This is a genomic window from Siminovitchia terrae (assembly GCF_003605405.2).
GTDB classification, from domain to species: Bacteria; Bacillota; Bacilli; order Bacillales; family Bacillaceae_C; genus Siminovitchia; species Siminovitchia terrae.
Map to the genome: position 1 here is coordinate 279,024 of NZ_QYTW02000002.1, position 15,985 is coordinate 295,008.

Genomic DNA, 15,985 nt, shown 5'->3' on the forward strand with positions numbered 1-15,985 from the left:
AGGAATAGAATATGGATTCACGAGAATTTAGGAATACACTGGGACACTTTGCCACAGGTGTAACTGTTATTACGACAACAAATGGTATGGAGAATATCGGTTTGACCGCCAATGCATTTTCATCTGTCTCTTTGGAACCGCCGTTGATACTTGTTTGTATCGACAAAAAAGCGAGTAGTATAGAAGCTTTGAAAAAGGACCGGCCATTTGTTGTCAATATTCTTCAACAGGAACAGGAAGCGGAATGCTGGGGATTTGCCAAAAGAGGACAGGATAAATTTGCTGGAGTCAGCTATACAATTTCTGAAGACGGGGTTCCGATGCTTCAAGGAAACCTAGCTACAATCGAATGTCATGTTGATGAAATATTTGAAGGCGGCGACCATTATATCATTACCGGTAAAGTGAAGAAAGCCAATTATGACAAGGAAAAGAATCCTCTATTATTTTTCAGGGGAGAAATACGGAAAATGAATGACTTGGCTGTAACCTGATCAATCGAATCATATTTCAAATCTATTTTTAGGAGGCAAGACAAGATGCTATCAAAAGAAGATAATCAGCTTTTAACTCAAACAGACTCTGGTACCCCGATGGGGGATATGTTCCGGAGATATTGGATACCAGCTCTCCGATCTGAAGAACTAGCGAAGGACGGAAAACCGCAGCGTGTAAAACTGCTAGGTGAAGAGTTGGTAGCTTTTCGAGATACAGAGGGAAAGGTTGGACTCATTGATGAGCGCTGTCCACATCGGGGAACATCGTTATATTACGGAATCAATGCAGACTGCGGAATTCGATGTATGTATCACGGATGGAAGTTTGATAGTGAGGGCAACTGTACGGAGATTCCATCCGAACCAACCGACGGCAAGTTCAGGCAATCGATCAAATTGAAAAACTATCCGGTTAAAGAGGTCAGCGGAATCATTTGGACGTATATGGGACCAGAAGAGCATATGCCTCCATTTCCTGAATTTTATTGGATGGGATTGCCTGAGGAAAGCAAATTGGTAGAACGTGTATGGCAAGAGTGTAACTATGCGCAAGCAATGGAAAATGACCTGGACTTTGTGCATGCCGCATTCTTACACAGGGCCCACCAGGAACAAAATGTCCAAGAAGGCATTTTGAGCAGTGACCTAGGGATCGACCCTGATCACCCGCTTGTAAAAAATCCGCCTGTTAAGCAGGCAGTTCAAGATGCAAATTACGGAAAACGCTGCATAGCCGTTGGAATTGGAACTGAAGAAAAGAATGCCTTCATGGAAATCCATTATATCTTCCCGTTTTATACTTATCCGCCACGGTTCGGTGGAGAAGATGGAATGTGGCATGCCTTCATTCCAAGGGACGACCATAGCACGTGGACTTGGGATGTCCAGTTTACCCATGAGGGAACGATAGATGTAGCAGCCCAACATGCCAGACGGGGCTTGGATTTGGATGAGGACTACAAGAAAAAAATCAACATGGAAAATGAGTATGGCCAAGATCGGGAATTGCAAAAAACAGCCAACTTTACGGGAATTCGAGGGATTGCCAACCAGGACCATGCAGCCACAGAGACGATGGGCACAATCGTCGACCGTTCATGTGAGCGCCTGGGAACAAGTGATATACCGATCATTCATATGAGAAGATTGCTACTTACCCAAGCGAAAGCATTCAAGGCAGGACAAGAACCAATGGAGCTTGATAACAAGTCTCTAAAAACCTTATACAGCGACGGCTTATATGACGATAACAAGAAAACTTGGCAGGAAGCCTTTCCGATGAAAGAACAATTTGAACATAGAAAGAAGGTAGAACAATAATAGGCTCTGTAAATGAGAAAAAGTATGATGGCTATCGCTCTTTCAGTTATTTACAACCTGGTAAGGACATTAGGGAGTATGAACTTTCGTACGAACTTGACCGGGTCCCCCATTTTACTTTGGATTTAAAGGAAGAGAAAGAAAGGCTTTTAAATGACATTATGGAAGCGGAGCAGATTGTGTCGTTGCGGGATCATGGTTTCATCTCTCCGAAGAATTACAAAGATATTATTCCATACTGCAGTCAACTGCATACTCATTTCCATTATGAAGGTATTGCCCGTTCAGGCATTGATGTCATCTTTGAGAACTTCATGGATGGAATTTCACTCATCACTTCAAAACATGGTTTGAAGTGGGATGATGTGATTTACTTACTCGGGATCAGATATGCGGATATACAAAAACAGGGGACGATCTGTATCGCAAACAACTTTCAAGATGTCAAGCGGGCGAAGGACAATCGGCAAACAGCGCTCCTGCCGTCCTTGGAGGCGGCAAGCGCTTTGGAAAATGAGATTGACCGTGTCGATGTACTGTACGGATTCGGAATTCGCTGTATGGGGATTACTTATAACCAGTCCAATACGCTTGGATCGGGGCTGGGAGAAAAGTTTGACGGTGGATTAACCCATTTTGGCCAACAAGTCATTGAAAGAATGAATCAACTGGGGATGATGATCGATATTTCACACTGTGGAGACCGGACAAGCATGGATGTGATTGAAGCCAGCACTCAGCCGGTCCTTATCACACATGCAGGAGCACGGGCCTTGTGGAATACTTCACGGATGAAGCCCGATGAGGTATTAAAGGCTTGTGCTGAAAAAGGAGGGCTGATTGGTGTCTGTGCAGCGCCAAATACCACTTTGACAAGAACCCGTTCCAACCATTCCATTGAATCAGTGATGGAGCATTTTGAATACATAGTTGATCTGGTGGGAATTGATCATGTCGGTTTCGGTCCAGACACCTTCTTCGGTGACCACTCAGCTATACAGCATGCCTTTGATGATCGGTTGGGGATTTCCGATTCACACAGCGGGGAGGAATTTCACGAAGCTCCCTATGTGGAAGGGCTTGAAAACCCTGCTGAAGCCATGAAAAACATGATTGCATGGATGGTGAAACAAGAATACGACTGCTCAGAAATCATCAAAGCAGCCGGCGGTAATGCCATGCGTGTCATGGAAGAAATCCTACAGTGAAAATGAATGATTATGATAAAGCAGGAAACAAATCGAGTGGCTGTTGTCACGGGTACCGGCCAGGGAATCACGGTTAATTCTGTCGGTCCGGCAGCAATCAAAACACCTAAAATGAATCCTCTGAAACTGGAAAAATGAAAGAAGCATTGTTAAGCGATTTGGAACAGCGGAGGGGACCGCGAAGCTAGTAAACTCTTTGCTTCAAAAGAAACAGGTTATATCACTGGAGCAATTTTTGATATAAACGCCGGTGATGAATGCGTTAATAATGAGAGGAGCATGTAAAAATGAGTGAAATTAAACACGGGGCACCTGAAATCCCCAATCCACTGAGAGTTTTTATGACCTTCGAATCAACAGGGTGGTTTGATACATCAAAAGAGCAGAAAGAAAAAGAAATCCTTCCGGCGCTGAATCAAATATTGGAAAGCTGGAGAGGTAACGGATCGGAGCTATTGGGTACCTTTGATCGGGATATTTTTACTGCCGGACATGCAGGTCCAAATAATTGGCATGCTTGTTTCCTATTTAATATCCCAGATTTGCAAACGGTTACAAATATGACGCATTCCTTTCGAGAGGCGGGATTGGATCGTTATTTCCGACTGGAAGCCTCGATTGGACGCCCGTTTTTCATAGTGGAAAAATAAATCACTGCACATATTAAAGAAGAGGTGGAAAAATGAAGAGATTGTTCGTTCTTATCCCATTGCTATTGGCAGCTGTCATTCTAGCTGCCTGTGGAGCAAACGGTTCCGAGAAATCAGCTTCTAATAAAAGTAAAGGTGACGTAATCAAGTTGACCTATGCTTTTTTTGCTCCAGCAGGGACATTTCCTGCAGTTCAGATGGAGGAGTGGAAAAAGCGGCTTGAAGAGAGGACAGATGGAAAAGTGGAAGTTGAGCTATTTCCAGGCGGTACCTTATTGGAAGCGAACAATATGTATGATGGAGTAGCGAATGGGACGGCTGACATCGGGCTAAGCTCTACATCCTATGAGCCAGGCAGGTTTCCCCTTCTAGCCATTTCTGACATGCCTTCAGGCTATGCAAATGCTAAATCGGCGAGTCATGTAACAGCTGACCTGGTAGAGAAATACCCGCCGGAAGCACTGAAGGATTTTAAAATCATTACGACTTTTGCGACTGAACCTGCTTATATACAGAGCAAAAAGCCAATTTCTTCTATTGGAGATCTTAAGGGAAAACAACTGCGGATCGCTGGTGCACTTACACCGATCATGGAGGAGCTAGGAGCTGCACCGGTTGGAATGTCGCAGGCTGAAGTTCCAGAAGCATTACAGACAGGGGTTGTTGAGGGATACGTTTCATCAAGGGAAATCTTAAAAGATACGAAGCTGGCAGAGATGGTGGGCTATACTACTGATTATCCTTTGGCGCTTAACACTTTTATTGCTGTTATGAACAAAGATAAATGGGATTCTTTGCCTGAAGATGTTCAACAGACAATTGATGAGTTAAATAGAGAGATGACGGAGTTTACCGGTGATTATTTAGACAATCATGTTCAAGAATCCATCACATGGAGCCAGGAAACCCATGACCTCGAAATTGTTAAATTGTCCGAAAGTGAGAAAAAGTCATGGGATGATCGCTTGAGTAAAATGCAAGAAGAATATGTTAATAAGGTAGAGAAGGATGGGCAGCCTGCGAAGGAATACCTTGAGGACATGAGATCTTTAATTGAAAAATACAACGAGCAATTCAATTAACGGAGTATAGGAGGTTCGAACAATGGCAACTGAACAGTCCATCCAATTAGACACTGAAAACCCGAAAATTACGGCGTATAAAGATTCGACTGATGCTCCACCAAGCGCAGGTAAACCGAATATCTTTTTTAGAATAACAGATTCTTTAAATCAGGGACTGGCTTTTATAGCCGGTCTATCTCTCATTTGCATGATGCTATTGGTAGTCTTTAATTCTATCAAGCGATTATTCTCTGATCCCATTGCCGGGACTGTTGAACTGGTCAGATGGCTTGGAGCCATGACCGCCGTCTTTTCTCTCGGATATGCCCAGCTGCATAAAGGCCATGTGTTCATTGACCTGCTCATTGTGAAATTTCCTTCGGGACTGCAAAAGCTGACACACTCAATGATGAATGTAATCAGCATATTGTTCTTTGTCATGGCTGGCTGGCAAATTATCTTGTATGGCATGGGCTTGAAACAGAGCGGCGTTGTTTCAGAAACAATGCAGGTTGCTTTTTATCCCTTGGTCATTTTATGTTCGATCGGTTTTTTCAGCTTGGTGCTAGCTTTAATAAAAGAAACCATTGAAGTGTGGAGGGGGGCAAGATAATGGATCTGATTCTATTGGCGGTATTAGGAATCTTCGTTCTTTTCGTGTTGATGTTCTTGAGAATGCCTTTAAGCTTTTCCATGTTCATTGTGGGTTTTGTAGGTTTGCTATTAGCAGCATCACCGAAAGCTGCTTACAACGTGTTAAGCGCAGACTTATGGAACCAGTTTTCCAGTTACTCATTGAGTGTCATCCCTCTCTATATCTTAATGGGGGAAGTGGTCTTTCGAACGGGAATTGCTGAAAGGCTTTTTGAATCTGCATACAAGTGGGTTGGACATTATCGCGGAGGAATGGCAAGCACAACCATTTTGGCAAGTGCAGGCTTTGCCTCAATCTGTGGTTCCAATTCAGCAACGGCAGCAACGATGGGGACGATGTCCCTCCCTGAACTAGATAAGTACGGGTACAACAAAGCCCTCAGTACTGGAAGTATTGCAACAGGAGGTACTCTTGGGATTATCATTCCTCCAAGTACTGTATTAATCGTCTTGGCGCTTCAGATGGAGCAATCGATTAAAGATCTCTTTATCGCAAGCATTGTCCCAGGTATTTTTCTCACTATTCTTCTTATATTAACCGTTGTCTTTCTATGCAAAAGAAATCCAAATCTCGGACCAGCAGGAGAGAGATTCAGCATGGGAGAGAGAGTAAAGTCTCTTAAAGATGTCATCCCAATTGTCCTTTTGTTTATCTTTGTTATCGGGGGTTTGTACAAAGGGTTTTTCACACCGACTGAATCAGGGGCATTCGGAGCCTTTGGAGCAATTGTTCTGTCGTTGGCGATGGGAAAGCTGAACTGGAAGAATTTCCAAATTGCCGTTGCAGGAGCACTCCGCTCATCAGCGATGGTCATTATGTTAGTAGTTGGAGCCATGATGTTTGGTAGATTCTTAACGATCACGAGGCTGCCCTATGAAGTATCTGAGTGGGTGAGCAACCTGCCTGTCCCGCCGATTTTCGTGTTGATCTCAATTTTGATCATTTATATCATTGGCGGATCGATCATGGATGCCCTTGGATTTTTAATGATTTCAATCCCGGTGTTTTATCCGACCGTTTTGGCGCTGGGATATGATCCCATCTGGTTTGCTGTCATCCTATGTGTTGTGACCAGTATGGGGGCCATCACTCCGCCTGTTGGAGTGAATGTATTCGTCGTGCAGGGACTTACTCCCAAAACACCGGTAACGACCATTTTTAAAGGGGCGGCCTATTTCTTGGTCACGTATGTAGCTTTTATTGGCTTGCTGCTGCTGTTCCCGCAAATCATTCTATTTTTAGTCTAAGACAATTGGAAATCATTAAGAATGGGGTGTGTATGTTGTCGTTGGAAGAATACATAAGTCAGTTATTGGATGTAAACAAAGAAGACCTATTATTAACAGATCCTGCTTTTTCTTTTTCACTTGAGGGTGCAAAGGAGAATGAAAATGAGTGAGCTTTTGTTTGACACCATTGATAACACCAGCAGGCGAATTGCGGAGAAAGACCTGTCTCCGGTGGAATTGACGAAACTGACCATTGAGCGTATTCGGCAGGTGGAGCCTGCTCTTAACGCTTTCATCACAGTATCGGAAGAACAAGCCCTTGAACAGGCAAAAATGTTAGAGAAGGAAGCACAGCAAGGAAACATTCGGAGTCCTTTGCACGGAGTGCCAATTGCTGTCAAGGATATGGTGCAGACGAAAGATATTCTTACCACTGGGGGTTCAAAGGTTTTTGAGAACTGGGTGCCTGATGAGGATGCCGCTGTGGTCCGGCATTTAAAAGAGGCCGGGGCCGTCATTATAGGCAAAGCGAACTTGCATGAATTTGCCATGGGGGCCACAACGGAAAACCCTCATTATGGGAGCACAAGGAATCCTTGGAATGGGAAATATATTCCAGGCGGTTCAAGCGGAGGGTCGGCGGTTGCTACTGCGGCAGGCATGGCATTTGGTGCAATAGGAACCGACACGGCGGGGTCCATACGTCTGCCTGCAGCCATGTGTGGAACTGCAGGAATCAAGCCCACCTATGATTTGGTCAGCCGGGAAGGCAGTCTTCCTTTTAGCTGGTCACTTGACCATGTAGGACCAATGACCAGAACCATCAAAGATTCAGCGATCATGCTTGAGGCGATGATTGGATCTAATGGTCCGAAATCCGCTTTTAATGAAAGGGATGATCTAAAAGGTATCAAGCTAGGGTTCTATGAACCTTATATGTATTCGGGTATTGACCCTGATATGAAAAGTGTCATCGAAAAAGCTTTTCAACAATTGGAATTATTGGGAGCCGAAATCATTCCCATTGAGTTACCGTTTATCGATAGTGCCCTTGAAGGATTGAAAACGATTGCTCAATCCGAAGTCGTCGCCTATCATGAACCTCTGTTAAAGAAACACGGAGATCTATACGGAGATGATCTCAAGTATCGTTTTCAGTATGGACGGGATATATCGGCAACTGCTTACATTAACGCTCAAAGGGTTAGAAAAAAGTTCATTCAATCAACTCTCACTCAAATGAAGGGTATAGACGCTCTCATTGGACCGACCAATGTACAGCCTCCGTTTGAAATTGGAACGATGGTTCCCGAACAAGCCATAAGCAACATGTTTGTACTTGGAAAAACTCCGTTAGCAAATATTTTGGGTTTTCCGGCGTTGTCTGTTGCGTGTGGATTTACGAAAGATCACTTCCCTGTAGGACTTCAATTGATAGGAAAACCTTTTTCTGATCAACACATAATGGAGATCGCCGATTATTACGAGCGGTCGGAATCATGGACGGCAGCTTTAAAAGAGAATAAGAGTTACCTAGAGTTAAATCACTCATAAAGGGGAGAATGTGATGAGGTTCGTAAAGAAAAGGAAATTCCTAGCTCTTTTCGTTTGTTGTTCCATGATGTTTCTGTTGACTGCATGCGCCACTAAAGAAACTGCGGGAGATCCATCTGGAAGCAAAAAAAACGTAACGCTGTCTTATGCTTTTTTTGCACCTGACAATACATTTCCAGCGGTTCAAATGAAAAAATGGGCGGAAGAATTGGAGTCAAGAACTGATGGGCAAGTCAAAGTAGAAATGTTTTTCGGTGGAACACTCCTTGAAGCTAGCAATATGTTTGACGGGGTTGCCAACGGAACTGCTGATATAGGTCTTACCGCGACAACTTATGAACCCAAACGTTTTCCATTATTAGAAATATCAGATTTACCTTCCGGTTATCCCAACTCGGAAGTTGCAAGTCAAGTGGTACATGATTTGATCAAGGAGTATCCCCCAGAAGCCTTGAAAGAATTTAAAATCATAACAGCCTTTGCCACAGAGCCGTCTTACATCCAAAGCAAAGAGGCCATATCCAGTTTGAAAGATTTATCGGGAAAACAGCTGCGAATTTCCGGCGGTTTGACACCGGTCATGGAAAAGCTGGGAGCGGCACCAGTTGGAATGTCTCAGAATGAAGCCCCCGAAGCGTTACAGACTGGTGTCATTGAAGGGAATATTTCTTCCAGAGAGGTATTAAAAGACTTGAAACTTGCTGAATCTGTCAAACATGTCACCGACTATCCGTTGACGATTACTTCATTTGTGGCAGTAATGAACAAGGATAAGTGGGAAGCCTTGCCAGAGGACGTTCAGGAGGTCATTGAGGAATTAAGCAGTGAAATGAGTGAATTCACCGGAAAGTATTTGGATAAGCATGTTCAAGAGGCGATGCAATGGAGTGAGGAAGAGGAGGGATTAAGCGTAGTCTCGCTAACTGAAGAAGAGAAGAAGAAGTGGGATGAACTATTGGCGACCATGCAGAAAGAGGCTGTTGAAAAGGCAGAAGCAAAAGGATTGCCGGCAAAAGAATACCAGGAAAAGCTATATGAACTGATTGAAGAATACACGGATAAATAATAATAGGGGGAAATCCACATGGAAATCGCAGTGCTTGGAGGGGGAAACGGCTGCTATGCGGCAGCAGTTGATTTAACAGAACAGGGTCACCGGGTCAGGTTGTGGAGAAGAAATCGGGAATCGTTCAAAGGGGTATTGGACAAACAGGCCATTACTGTCAAAGATAAAAAAGGCACGCGGGAAGTTCAGCTTCATCTCGCGACTAGCGACTTAAAGGATGCAGTACAGAAGGCGGATTTGATAGTCATTCCATTACCTGCAACCACTCAGATTTCGTTAGCTAAAAGACTGGCGCCCATACTTGAGGATGGTCAGGTGATATTTCTTCCGCCAGGTACCTTTGGAAGCTACCTGCTGTCAAAAACATTAGCAGAAGAAGGATGCCAAGCAAATGTCGCTTTTGCAGAAACAGGAACACTTCCTTATCTTGCCAGAAAATATAATGAGGAGACAGTTTCTATTTCAGGGCGTGCAACAAGGCTCCCGACAGGTGTCTTGCCTTCCAATCAATCAGAACGGGCTTTTCACATATTAAAACAGGCGTATCCATCAGTTGAGCCTATACAGGATGCATTGGATGGGGCGTTGATGAATGCCGGCCCGATTATTCATCCGCCTCTTATCATTATGAATGCAGGTCCCATCGAGCATTTCGACAGGTGGGATATTCATGACGAAGGGACACAACGATCCGTCAGAAATGTCCATAAGTCACTTGATGCAGAAAGAATTAAAATCCGCGAGGCACTGGGATATACAGAACCGCACTTCCCTTTGGATGACCATTATAACTTAGACGGGGATGAATGGATGTATGGGAACGGTGCTCATGAAGAACTGGTTGATGGAGAAGATTGGTATGAACCGCTTGATTTGAAGAGGCACCGGTATATGACGGAAGACATTGCCTGCGGTTTAGCTTTTCTTGTCTCCCTCGGTGAATGGCTGAATATACCGGTTCCGACAGCTGCTGGATTGCTTTCTATTGCTAGCAGCATAGTCGGAGAAGATTTAAGAAAAACAGGGCGGACGATGGAAAATATCGGTCTGTCGTCTAAAACTAGAGAAGAGCTGAAAGTGTTGCTCCAGAAAGGTTTAGTTCAATATGAAGTCAATTAACGGCTGCATCTTCATTGCTGGCGCAGGCAGAATGGGCCGGGGGATTGCTTTGACATTTGCCTACCAAGGCTTTCAAGTTATGTTGATTGATTTTAAGCAAAGGACTGAACAGGAGTTTGAGCAGTATGTCATCACAGCAAAGCAGGAGATAAGCGGACAGCTGTCCATCTTATCTCAAAGCGGCATATTGCCCGAGGAATCGATTGGACTGGTTTTGGACCGGATACACATCCTCCCCAAGGAAGATGAAGATTGTGAATGGGAGCAAGCCGACATTGTGTTTGAGGCCTTGCCAGAAATAGCGGAAGCAAAAATAGAGGCGTTTGAATGTATCTGTCTTAAAGTTCCTAAAGAGGTGCCGATTGCATCTACATCTTCAGCTTATTCTGCTAACGAACTGGCAGAAATGGTCACACCGAAAGAGAGGTTCTTAAATACTCACTGGCTGAACCCTGCCTATCTTATTCCTTTGGTGGAAGTAAGCCCTGGAACGGCGACGAATGAAAAGGTTCTGCGAGATGTTTTCCAGTTGCTTGAAAGAATTGGGAAGGTCCCAGTAAAATGTGCACCCTCTCCGGGGTATATCGTCCCAAGGGTTCAGGCGCTTGCCATGAACGAAGCTGCCAGACTGGTCGAAGATGGAGTAGCTTCTCCAGAAGATATAGACAAAGCTGTCCGAGTCGGATTTGGCCTGCGATTTGCCGTTCTGGGTCTGTTAGAGTTCATTGACTGGGGCGGAGCAGACACACTATATCATGCAAGTAACCATCTGCAACGCTCATTGGACACAGACAGATTTACTCCCGCCAAGGTCATTCAAGAAAAAATAGAGCGGGGGGAAATCGGATTAAAGACTGGAAGAGGTTTTTATTCCTTCGATGAAAAAGGGATGGATCAATATCAATTGGAAACCATTCAAAAGTTCATTCATTTATTGGACCATTTGGGATTAATACCGAAGCCGGCTGATGAGCAATTAGCGACAAAGGAGTAAACATATGCGTTCAGCTCTACCTGAGAGCTGAACGTTTTTGATAACAATATAAAATCCCTGCTTCAAATAAAACATTGCGCAAAAAGGTGGTTATATGAGAAAACTACTCGTTGGTCTTTTATTATTGTGCATGGTTTTCACCAGTGCTTGCGGCAATAAAGCTGTGACGGTGGCATCTGTTAAACAAAAATCAGAGACAGTCACTTTTACAGCTGTCAGCTTTCTTCCGAAAAACGATCCTCTGACCATTACTTTAAATGAATGGATTGAAGAAGTTGAAACAGTGACAGATGGAAGGGTCAGGATTGACTGGAAGGGCGGGGCCAATATTATCCCGGTAAACCTTCAGTTTGAGGCATTGAAATCAGAAATTGTCGATGTGCTTTTTACATATACGGGTCAATATCATTCACAGGCGCCGGCTGTTTCTGCTTTACCGCTCTCACAACTGTCTCCTTCGGAGGAAAGGGAAAATGGATTGTACGACGAAATGGTCAGGGAGCATCAATCACTTGGAGTCCAGTATATTGGCAGATGGCTCTCAGGCTCCCCGCGTATTTGGCTGAATGAACCGATTGAGGAATTAAAGGAGTTAGAGGGCATGCAAATTCGCTCCGCCCCCAACTATCGACGTTTTTTTAATAACATAGGGATTTCCTCCGTCATGGTTGCGCCGACAGAAGTCTATACTTCTCTACAAACTGGAGTAGTGAAAGGTTTTGTATACGGGGGGCTTGTAGGACCCCGGAGAAATGGGTGGACGGATGCTTCAAAATATGTGCTGGATCATCCGTTCTGGAATCAGAACTGCACAATTTTAATGAATGATAATAAATGGAATGAAATATCCAAGGAAGATCAGCGGGCGATTATTCGTGCAACGGCTGCTTATGAAAAGAAAATGGTTGACCATTACTTGGAAGAAGATGAAGTTGAAAAGGGAGAATTGCTTAAAGCAGGAATTGAGTTTATTCAGCTGTCAGGAGAGGATGGGGAAAAGTTCACCAACCAAGCTTATGAGGTGGAGTGGAGATATTTGGAAGAAAAGGTGCCTGATAAAGTGAAAAGACTTCGAGAACTTACGACCAAGGAATTATAACTAAAGGAGGCAGAGGATGTTGAGAAAAGCAGTAAATCGTATTACGGATGTATTTGGCGTAATCGGCATCTTTCTTATTATCGGGTTGTGCTGTCTGGTGATCATTGAAATTATCAACCGGAATTTTCTCTATTTGGGGATGGATTGGACGATTGAGATGACAGAGTACATGCTTGCTTTTATAACTTTTTGCGGAGCTGGTTGGCTATTGAAAGCGGATGGCCATATTAAATTCGATTTAATTACCGAGAGATTGTCGCCTACATATAAAAGGGCTTCAAACATTCTCAGTTCATCTATCGGATTTTTGATCACTGCCATACTGACATTTTTCGGTTTTTATAAAGTGGCGGGCTTAATATCCCAGGGGACAGTGACAGAGACAGTCCTGGAACTGCCCCAAGCACTGCTTATTGGCATAGTGCCGGTTGGCCTGTTAATTGCCTCGCTGCAATTCTTGTTCAGAATCATTGACTCCGTTAATGAGTTTCCCTCCGAACGGAAAGGAGACAGCTGATGGAATGGTATATTGTGTTAACTCTCATATTCATAGGATTGGCTTTCTTGTTCGGGATAGGTGTGCCTGTTGCCTTTGCCTTTTTAGCTGTAAATATGGTCGCAGTCTTTTTTCTGTGGAATGGGACCAACGGAGTGGAATTGCTGACTATGGATATGTTTCAATCTGTCAGCCTGTTCTCTCTGCTGCCTATCCCCATGTTTATTTTAATGGGAGAGATCATGTTCCGGACGGGTATAGGGGCCTATGTGTTTGAGGCGCTTGGCAAGTGGCTGGGTGCGCTGCCGGGTCGATTGAGCCTGCTGGCGGTCGGAAGCGGAACGCTATTTTCCGCTTTGAGCGGATCAAGTGTGGCAAGCACCGCCTTGCTGGGTTCACTTTTAGTTCCTGAGATGGAGAAAAAAGGGTATAGTCACAAGATGTCTATTGGCCCCATTTTGGGGAGTGCAGGATTAGCCACAATGATACCGCCGACTGCACTTGGTGTCATCCTTGCTTCCCTAGCGGGAATACCTGTAGGGCATTTCCTGGTCGCAATCGTGATTCCAGGACTGTTACTAGCGCTGATTTTTGTTGTTTATGTCACTATACGTTGCGCTCTACAACCGGAGTTGGCTCCTTCTTACCATGTGGAGAAGGTGTCCTGGGCTGAAAGGTTAAAAGATACAATAAAGTACATCATGCCAATTGGACTTATTGTAGCAACCATCGTAGCCTTGATTATGTTAGGGATTGCTACACCGACTGAATCGGCGGTCCTCGGAGCAGTCGCCGTTGTTCTCCTGGCAGCTTTTTATAAAAGACTGACGTATAAACTGCTGTTAGAGTCACTTTATGGAACATTAAAAACAACTGCTATGATTTTAATGATCATGGCGGGAGCTTCCATATTTAGTCAGGTACTCAGTTTTACGGGAATTACTGAAGCCCTTATCCTGTTTTTCAGCGAGCTTTCAATATCTCCTATTTTGGTATTGATCATATTACAGATCCTGCTCATTTTCCTTGGATGCTTTCTGGAGCCTGTTTCCATTATGATGATGACCTTGCCATTACTCATGCCCATAATAGGAGCGGTTGGATTCGATAAAATCTGGTTTTCGGTCATTTTACTGCTGAATATGCAATTGGCAACCATCACTCCGCCGTTTGGAATGGACCTGTTTGCGATGAAGGGCGTTTTAGCTGATAAAGCAAGCATGGGGCAAATCTACAGAGCAGTCACTCCGTTTATTTTATTAAACGTTGTTTGTATGGTACTACTCATCGTGTTTCCCCAGTTAGTATTATGGCTTCCAAGCTTGATGTAGGACAAAAATAAGGGGAACAGTACGGTTTTACTTTGTTTTTTCAGCCTATTGGTATGTTGTGACAGTCGAAGAGTAAATTTAAAATTAAAAATATACGCTTATTTCAGGTTGAGGGAGGGATTGAGGTGCAGGAGGACAAAGAAGTGCGTGACATTACCATTATTGGAGGAGGGCCAGTTGGAATTTTTACGGCGTTTTATGCTGGCCTGAGACAGGCAACTGCCAAAATAATCGATAGCCTTCCGCAATTGGGCGGACAATTAAGCGCATTATATCCCGAGAAATATATATACGATGTTGCTGGATTTCCAAAGGTTCGAGCACAGGAACTTGTTGACAATTTGCTTGAGCAAACGAATATGTTTGATTCCAATACTTCTATTTGTTTGAATCAAGCTGTTCAATCTATCAAAAAAGAGAACGGAATTTTCAGGATTAAGACGAGTTCCGGTATTCACTATTCAAAAACGATCATTATTACAGCAGGAAATGGAGCTTTCCAACCGCGTAAATTGAAGCTGGATGAGATTAGTAAGTATGAAGATTCCAATGTTCACTATTTTATTACTGACCTTGAAAAGTTTAGGAATCGGCGTGTTGCCGTATTTGGCGGAGGGGACTCAGCCGTGGATTGGGCATTAATGCTTGAACCGATTGCAGATCAGGTTACCGTTGTGCATCGCAGGGATAAGTTTAGGGCTCATGAACACAGCGTGGAGTTGCTAAAGAAATCATCGGCAAAGGTTTTAACGCCATTTAATCCTATTAAATTCCTAGGCGACGACCGGGTCAAGGAAGTGGTTTTGCAAGAAACAAAGAGCGACTCTGAAATCACCATCCCTGTTGATGATGTCCTGATCAATTATGGGTTTGTAGCTTCTTTGGGTCCTATTTTGGAATGGGAATTACACATCGAGAAGAATTCAATTGTAACGAACTCCAAAATGGAGACAAATATTGAAGGGATTTATGCAGCGGGTGATATTACAACCTATCCAGGCAAAGTGAAGTTAATCGCTTCCGGGTTTGGAGAAGCTACAACAGCTGTAAGCAACGCCAAAGCATTTATTGACCCTGCTGCAAGAGTACAGTCGCTTCACAGCACAACCATTATGGAAAAAAGGGAAAGAGAAGAAAAACAGCCAATGACCATATCATAAAAATGGACCAAACTAGATTTCATATGAGGAGGAAAGTGCCGGTGCCAAAATATACAATTGTTGATCAAGATACTTGCATTGCATGCGGTGCTTGCGGGGCTGCTGCACCCGACATTTATGATTACAATGAAGAAGGACTGTCGTTTGTTAGATTGGATGACAATAGCGGGAATACACCCGTTCCTGAGGATTTGATGGATGATTTGGAAGATGCTCATGAAGGATGCCCGACAGAATCTATTAAAATATCTGATGAACCGTTTAATGGAAATCCGTACAAGTTTCCGAGTGCCGGAGGCTTTTAATGATAGGAATGCAGAATAAAAGGAGGACCTGTTGTGAGAGGGTTCTTCTTATTTTTGGACCTCTTCGTATGGTTATTTCAAATATATTAGAAGGATTGTGCTGTATAATGTCTAACTAAATATTGTTACAATTTGAATAACTTGATCTTGCGTACTAGACATACAAATAGCTAGTAAACACCAATGTAGTGTATCGATCTTTCTTGGTTCTATACTGGTACACGGCCATTGTTATGTA

The 15,985-nt window shown here is 43.7% G+C and carries 17 protein-coding genes; all 17 read left to right on the forward strand.

Going from position 1 to position 15,985, the window contains the following annotated elements; translation table 11 throughout:
- The first annotated feature begins 11 nt into the window (after positions 1–11).
- The 17 genes from D5F11_RS03685 to D5F11_RS03760 all read left to right on the forward strand — a co-directional run bounded on the left by D5F11_RS03685 (position 12) and on the right by D5F11_RS03760 (position 15,747).
- On the forward strand, positions 12–494 hold the full coding sequence (locus D5F11_RS03685; RefSeq protein ID WP_120114653.1) for a flavin reductase family protein: 483 nt from the start codon (positions 12–14) through the stop codon (positions 492–494).
- A 45-nt stretch (positions 495–539) separates the two neighbouring features.
- Positions 540–1,817, forward strand: a complete 1,278-nt coding sequence (locus D5F11_RS03690) for a Rieske 2Fe-2S domain-containing protein (RefSeq protein ID WP_120114652.1) — start codon at positions 540–542, stop codon at positions 1,815–1,817.
- Between the two features lie 119 nt (positions 1,818–1,936).
- Positions 1,937–3,025 (forward strand): dipeptidase, encoded by a 1,089-nt coding sequence (locus D5F11_RS03695; RefSeq protein WP_245998054.1) that lies wholly within the window; start codon positions 1,937–1,939, stop codon positions 3,023–3,025.
- 6 nt (positions 3,026–3,031) lie between these two features.
- Positions 3,032–3,163, forward strand: a complete 132-nt coding sequence (locus D5F11_RS27690; protein ID WP_281277059.1) for a hypothetical protein — start codon at positions 3,032–3,034, stop codon at positions 3,161–3,163.
- A gap of 149 nt (positions 3,164–3,312) precedes the next feature.
- Entirely contained in the window at positions 3,313–3,675 is a 363-nt protein-coding gene (locus D5F11_RS03700) for a hypothetical protein (protein ID WP_120114650.1), read from the forward strand.
- Between the two features lie 32 nt (positions 3,676–3,707).
- Positions 3,708–4,757, forward strand: a complete 1,050-nt coding sequence (locus tag D5F11_RS03705; protein ID WP_120114649.1) for a TRAP transporter substrate-binding protein — start codon at positions 3,708–3,710, stop codon at positions 4,755–4,757.
- 22 nt (positions 4,758–4,779) lie between these two features.
- Positions 4,780–5,352 (forward strand): TRAP transporter small permease, encoded by a 573-nt coding sequence (locus D5F11_RS03710; RefSeq protein ID WP_120114648.1) that lies wholly within the window; start codon positions 4,780–4,782, stop codon positions 5,350–5,352.
- Positions 5,352–6,641, forward strand: a complete 1,290-nt coding sequence (locus D5F11_RS03715) for a TRAP transporter large permease (protein ID WP_120114647.1) — start codon at positions 5,352–5,354, stop codon at positions 6,639–6,641. Before D5F11_RS03710 ends, D5F11_RS03715 begins: the two co-directional genes overlap by 1 nt.
- Positions 6,642–6,785: 144 nt before the next feature.
- A complete protein-coding gene (locus D5F11_RS03720; RefSeq protein ID WP_120114646.1) occupies positions 6,786–8,177 on the forward strand; it encodes an amidase in 1,392 nt (463 codons plus the stop codon).
- Between the two features lie 13 nt (positions 8,178–8,190).
- Entirely contained in the window at positions 8,191–9,243 is a 1,053-nt protein-coding gene (locus tag D5F11_RS03725; protein ID WP_120114645.1) for a TRAP transporter substrate-binding protein, read from the forward strand.
- An 18-nt stretch (positions 9,244–9,261) separates the two neighbouring features.
- Complete coding sequence (locus tag D5F11_RS03730) at positions 9,262–10,362, forward strand: NAD/NADP-dependent octopine/nopaline dehydrogenase family protein (RefSeq protein WP_120114644.1); 1,101 nt, start codon at positions 9,262–9,264, stop codon at positions 10,360–10,362.
- Positions 10,349–11,356 carry a 3-hydroxybutyryl-CoA dehydrogenase gene (locus tag D5F11_RS03735; RefSeq protein ID WP_120114643.1) on the forward strand — a complete coding sequence of 336 codons (1,008 nt, stop codon included), beginning with the start codon at positions 10,349–10,351 and terminating at the stop codon, positions 11,354–11,356. Before D5F11_RS03730 ends, D5F11_RS03735 begins: the two co-directional genes overlap by 14 nt.
- Before the next feature lie 94 nt (positions 11,357–11,450).
- On the forward strand, positions 11,451–12,455 hold the full coding sequence (dctP, locus tag D5F11_RS03740; RefSeq protein ID WP_120114642.1) for a TRAP transporter substrate-binding protein DctP: 1,005 nt from the start codon (positions 11,451–11,453) through the stop codon (positions 12,453–12,455).
- Positions 12,456–12,471: 16 nt separating this feature from the next.
- On the forward strand, positions 12,472–12,972 hold the full coding sequence (locus tag D5F11_RS03745; RefSeq protein WP_120114641.1) for a TRAP transporter small permease: 501 nt from the start codon (positions 12,472–12,474) through the stop codon (positions 12,970–12,972).
- Positions 12,972–14,282: a TRAP transporter large permease gene (locus D5F11_RS03750; RefSeq protein WP_120114640.1), complete on the forward strand. Its 1,311-nt coding sequence runs from the start codon at positions 12,972–12,974 to the stop codon at positions 14,280–14,282. Before D5F11_RS03745 ends, D5F11_RS03750 begins: the two co-directional genes overlap by 1 nt.
- Positions 14,283–14,407: 125 nt before the next feature.
- Positions 14,408–15,442 carry an NAD(P)/FAD-dependent oxidoreductase gene (locus tag D5F11_RS03755; protein WP_120114639.1) on the forward strand — a complete coding sequence of 345 codons (1,035 nt, stop codon included), beginning with the start codon at positions 14,408–14,410 and terminating at the stop codon, positions 15,440–15,442.
- Positions 15,443–15,483: 41 nt separating this feature from the next.
- A complete protein-coding gene (locus D5F11_RS03760) occupies positions 15,484–15,747 on the forward strand; it encodes a ferredoxin (protein ID WP_120114638.1) in 264 nt (87 codons plus the stop codon).
- Positions 15,748–15,985 lie beyond the last annotated feature (238 nt).

What these genes read in the sequence shown, in the direction of transcription:
- D5F11_RS03745 (WP_120114641.1), top strand. Translation starts at nt 12,472, where the DNA reads ATGTTGAGAAAAGCAGTAAATCGTATTACGGATGTATTTGGCGTAATC.
- D5F11_RS03690 (WP_120114652.1), top strand. Translation starts at nt 540, where the DNA reads ATGCTATCAAAAGAAGATAATCAGCTTTTAACTCAAACAGACTCTGGT.
- D5F11_RS03730 (WP_120114644.1), top strand. Translation starts at nt 9,262, where the DNA reads ATGGAAATCGCAGTGCTTGGAGGGGGAAACGGCTGCTATGCGGCAGCA.
- D5F11_RS03720 (WP_120114646.1), top strand. Translation starts at nt 6,786, where the DNA reads ATGAGTGAGCTTTTGTTTGACACCATTGATAACACCAGCAGGCGAATT.
- D5F11_RS03750 (WP_120114640.1), top strand. Translation starts at nt 12,972, where the DNA reads ATGGAATGGTATATTGTGTTAACTCTCATATTCATAGGATTGGCTTTC.
- D5F11_RS03685 (WP_120114653.1), top strand. Translation starts at nt 12, where the DNA reads ATGGATTCACGAGAATTTAGGAATACACTGGGACACTTTGCCACAGGT.
- D5F11_RS27690 (WP_281277059.1), top strand. Translation starts at nt 3,032, where the DNA reads ATGATTATGATAAAGCAGGAAACAAATCGAGTGGCTGTTGTCACGGGT.
- D5F11_RS03725 (WP_120114645.1), top strand. Translation starts at nt 8,191, where the DNA reads ATGAGGTTCGTAAAGAAAAGGAAATTCCTAGCTCTTTTCGTTTGTTGT.
- D5F11_RS03735 (WP_120114643.1), top strand. Translation starts at nt 10,349, where the DNA reads ATGAAGTCAATTAACGGCTGCATCTTCATTGCTGGCGCAGGCAGAATG.
- D5F11_RS03705 (WP_120114649.1), top strand. Translation starts at nt 3,708, where the DNA reads ATGAAGAGATTGTTCGTTCTTATCCCATTGCTATTGGCAGCTGTCATT.
- D5F11_RS03715 (WP_120114647.1), top strand. Translation starts at nt 5,352, where the DNA reads ATGGATCTGATTCTATTGGCGGTATTAGGAATCTTCGTTCTTTTCGTG.
- dctP (WP_120114642.1), top strand. Translation starts at nt 11,451, where the DNA reads ATGAGAAAACTACTCGTTGGTCTTTTATTATTGTGCATGGTTTTCACC.
- D5F11_RS03700 (WP_120114650.1), top strand. Translation starts at nt 3,313, where the DNA reads ATGAGTGAAATTAAACACGGGGCACCTGAAATCCCCAATCCACTGAGA.
- D5F11_RS03710 (WP_120114648.1), top strand. Translation starts at nt 4,780, where the DNA reads ATGGCAACTGAACAGTCCATCCAATTAGACACTGAAAACCCGAAAATT.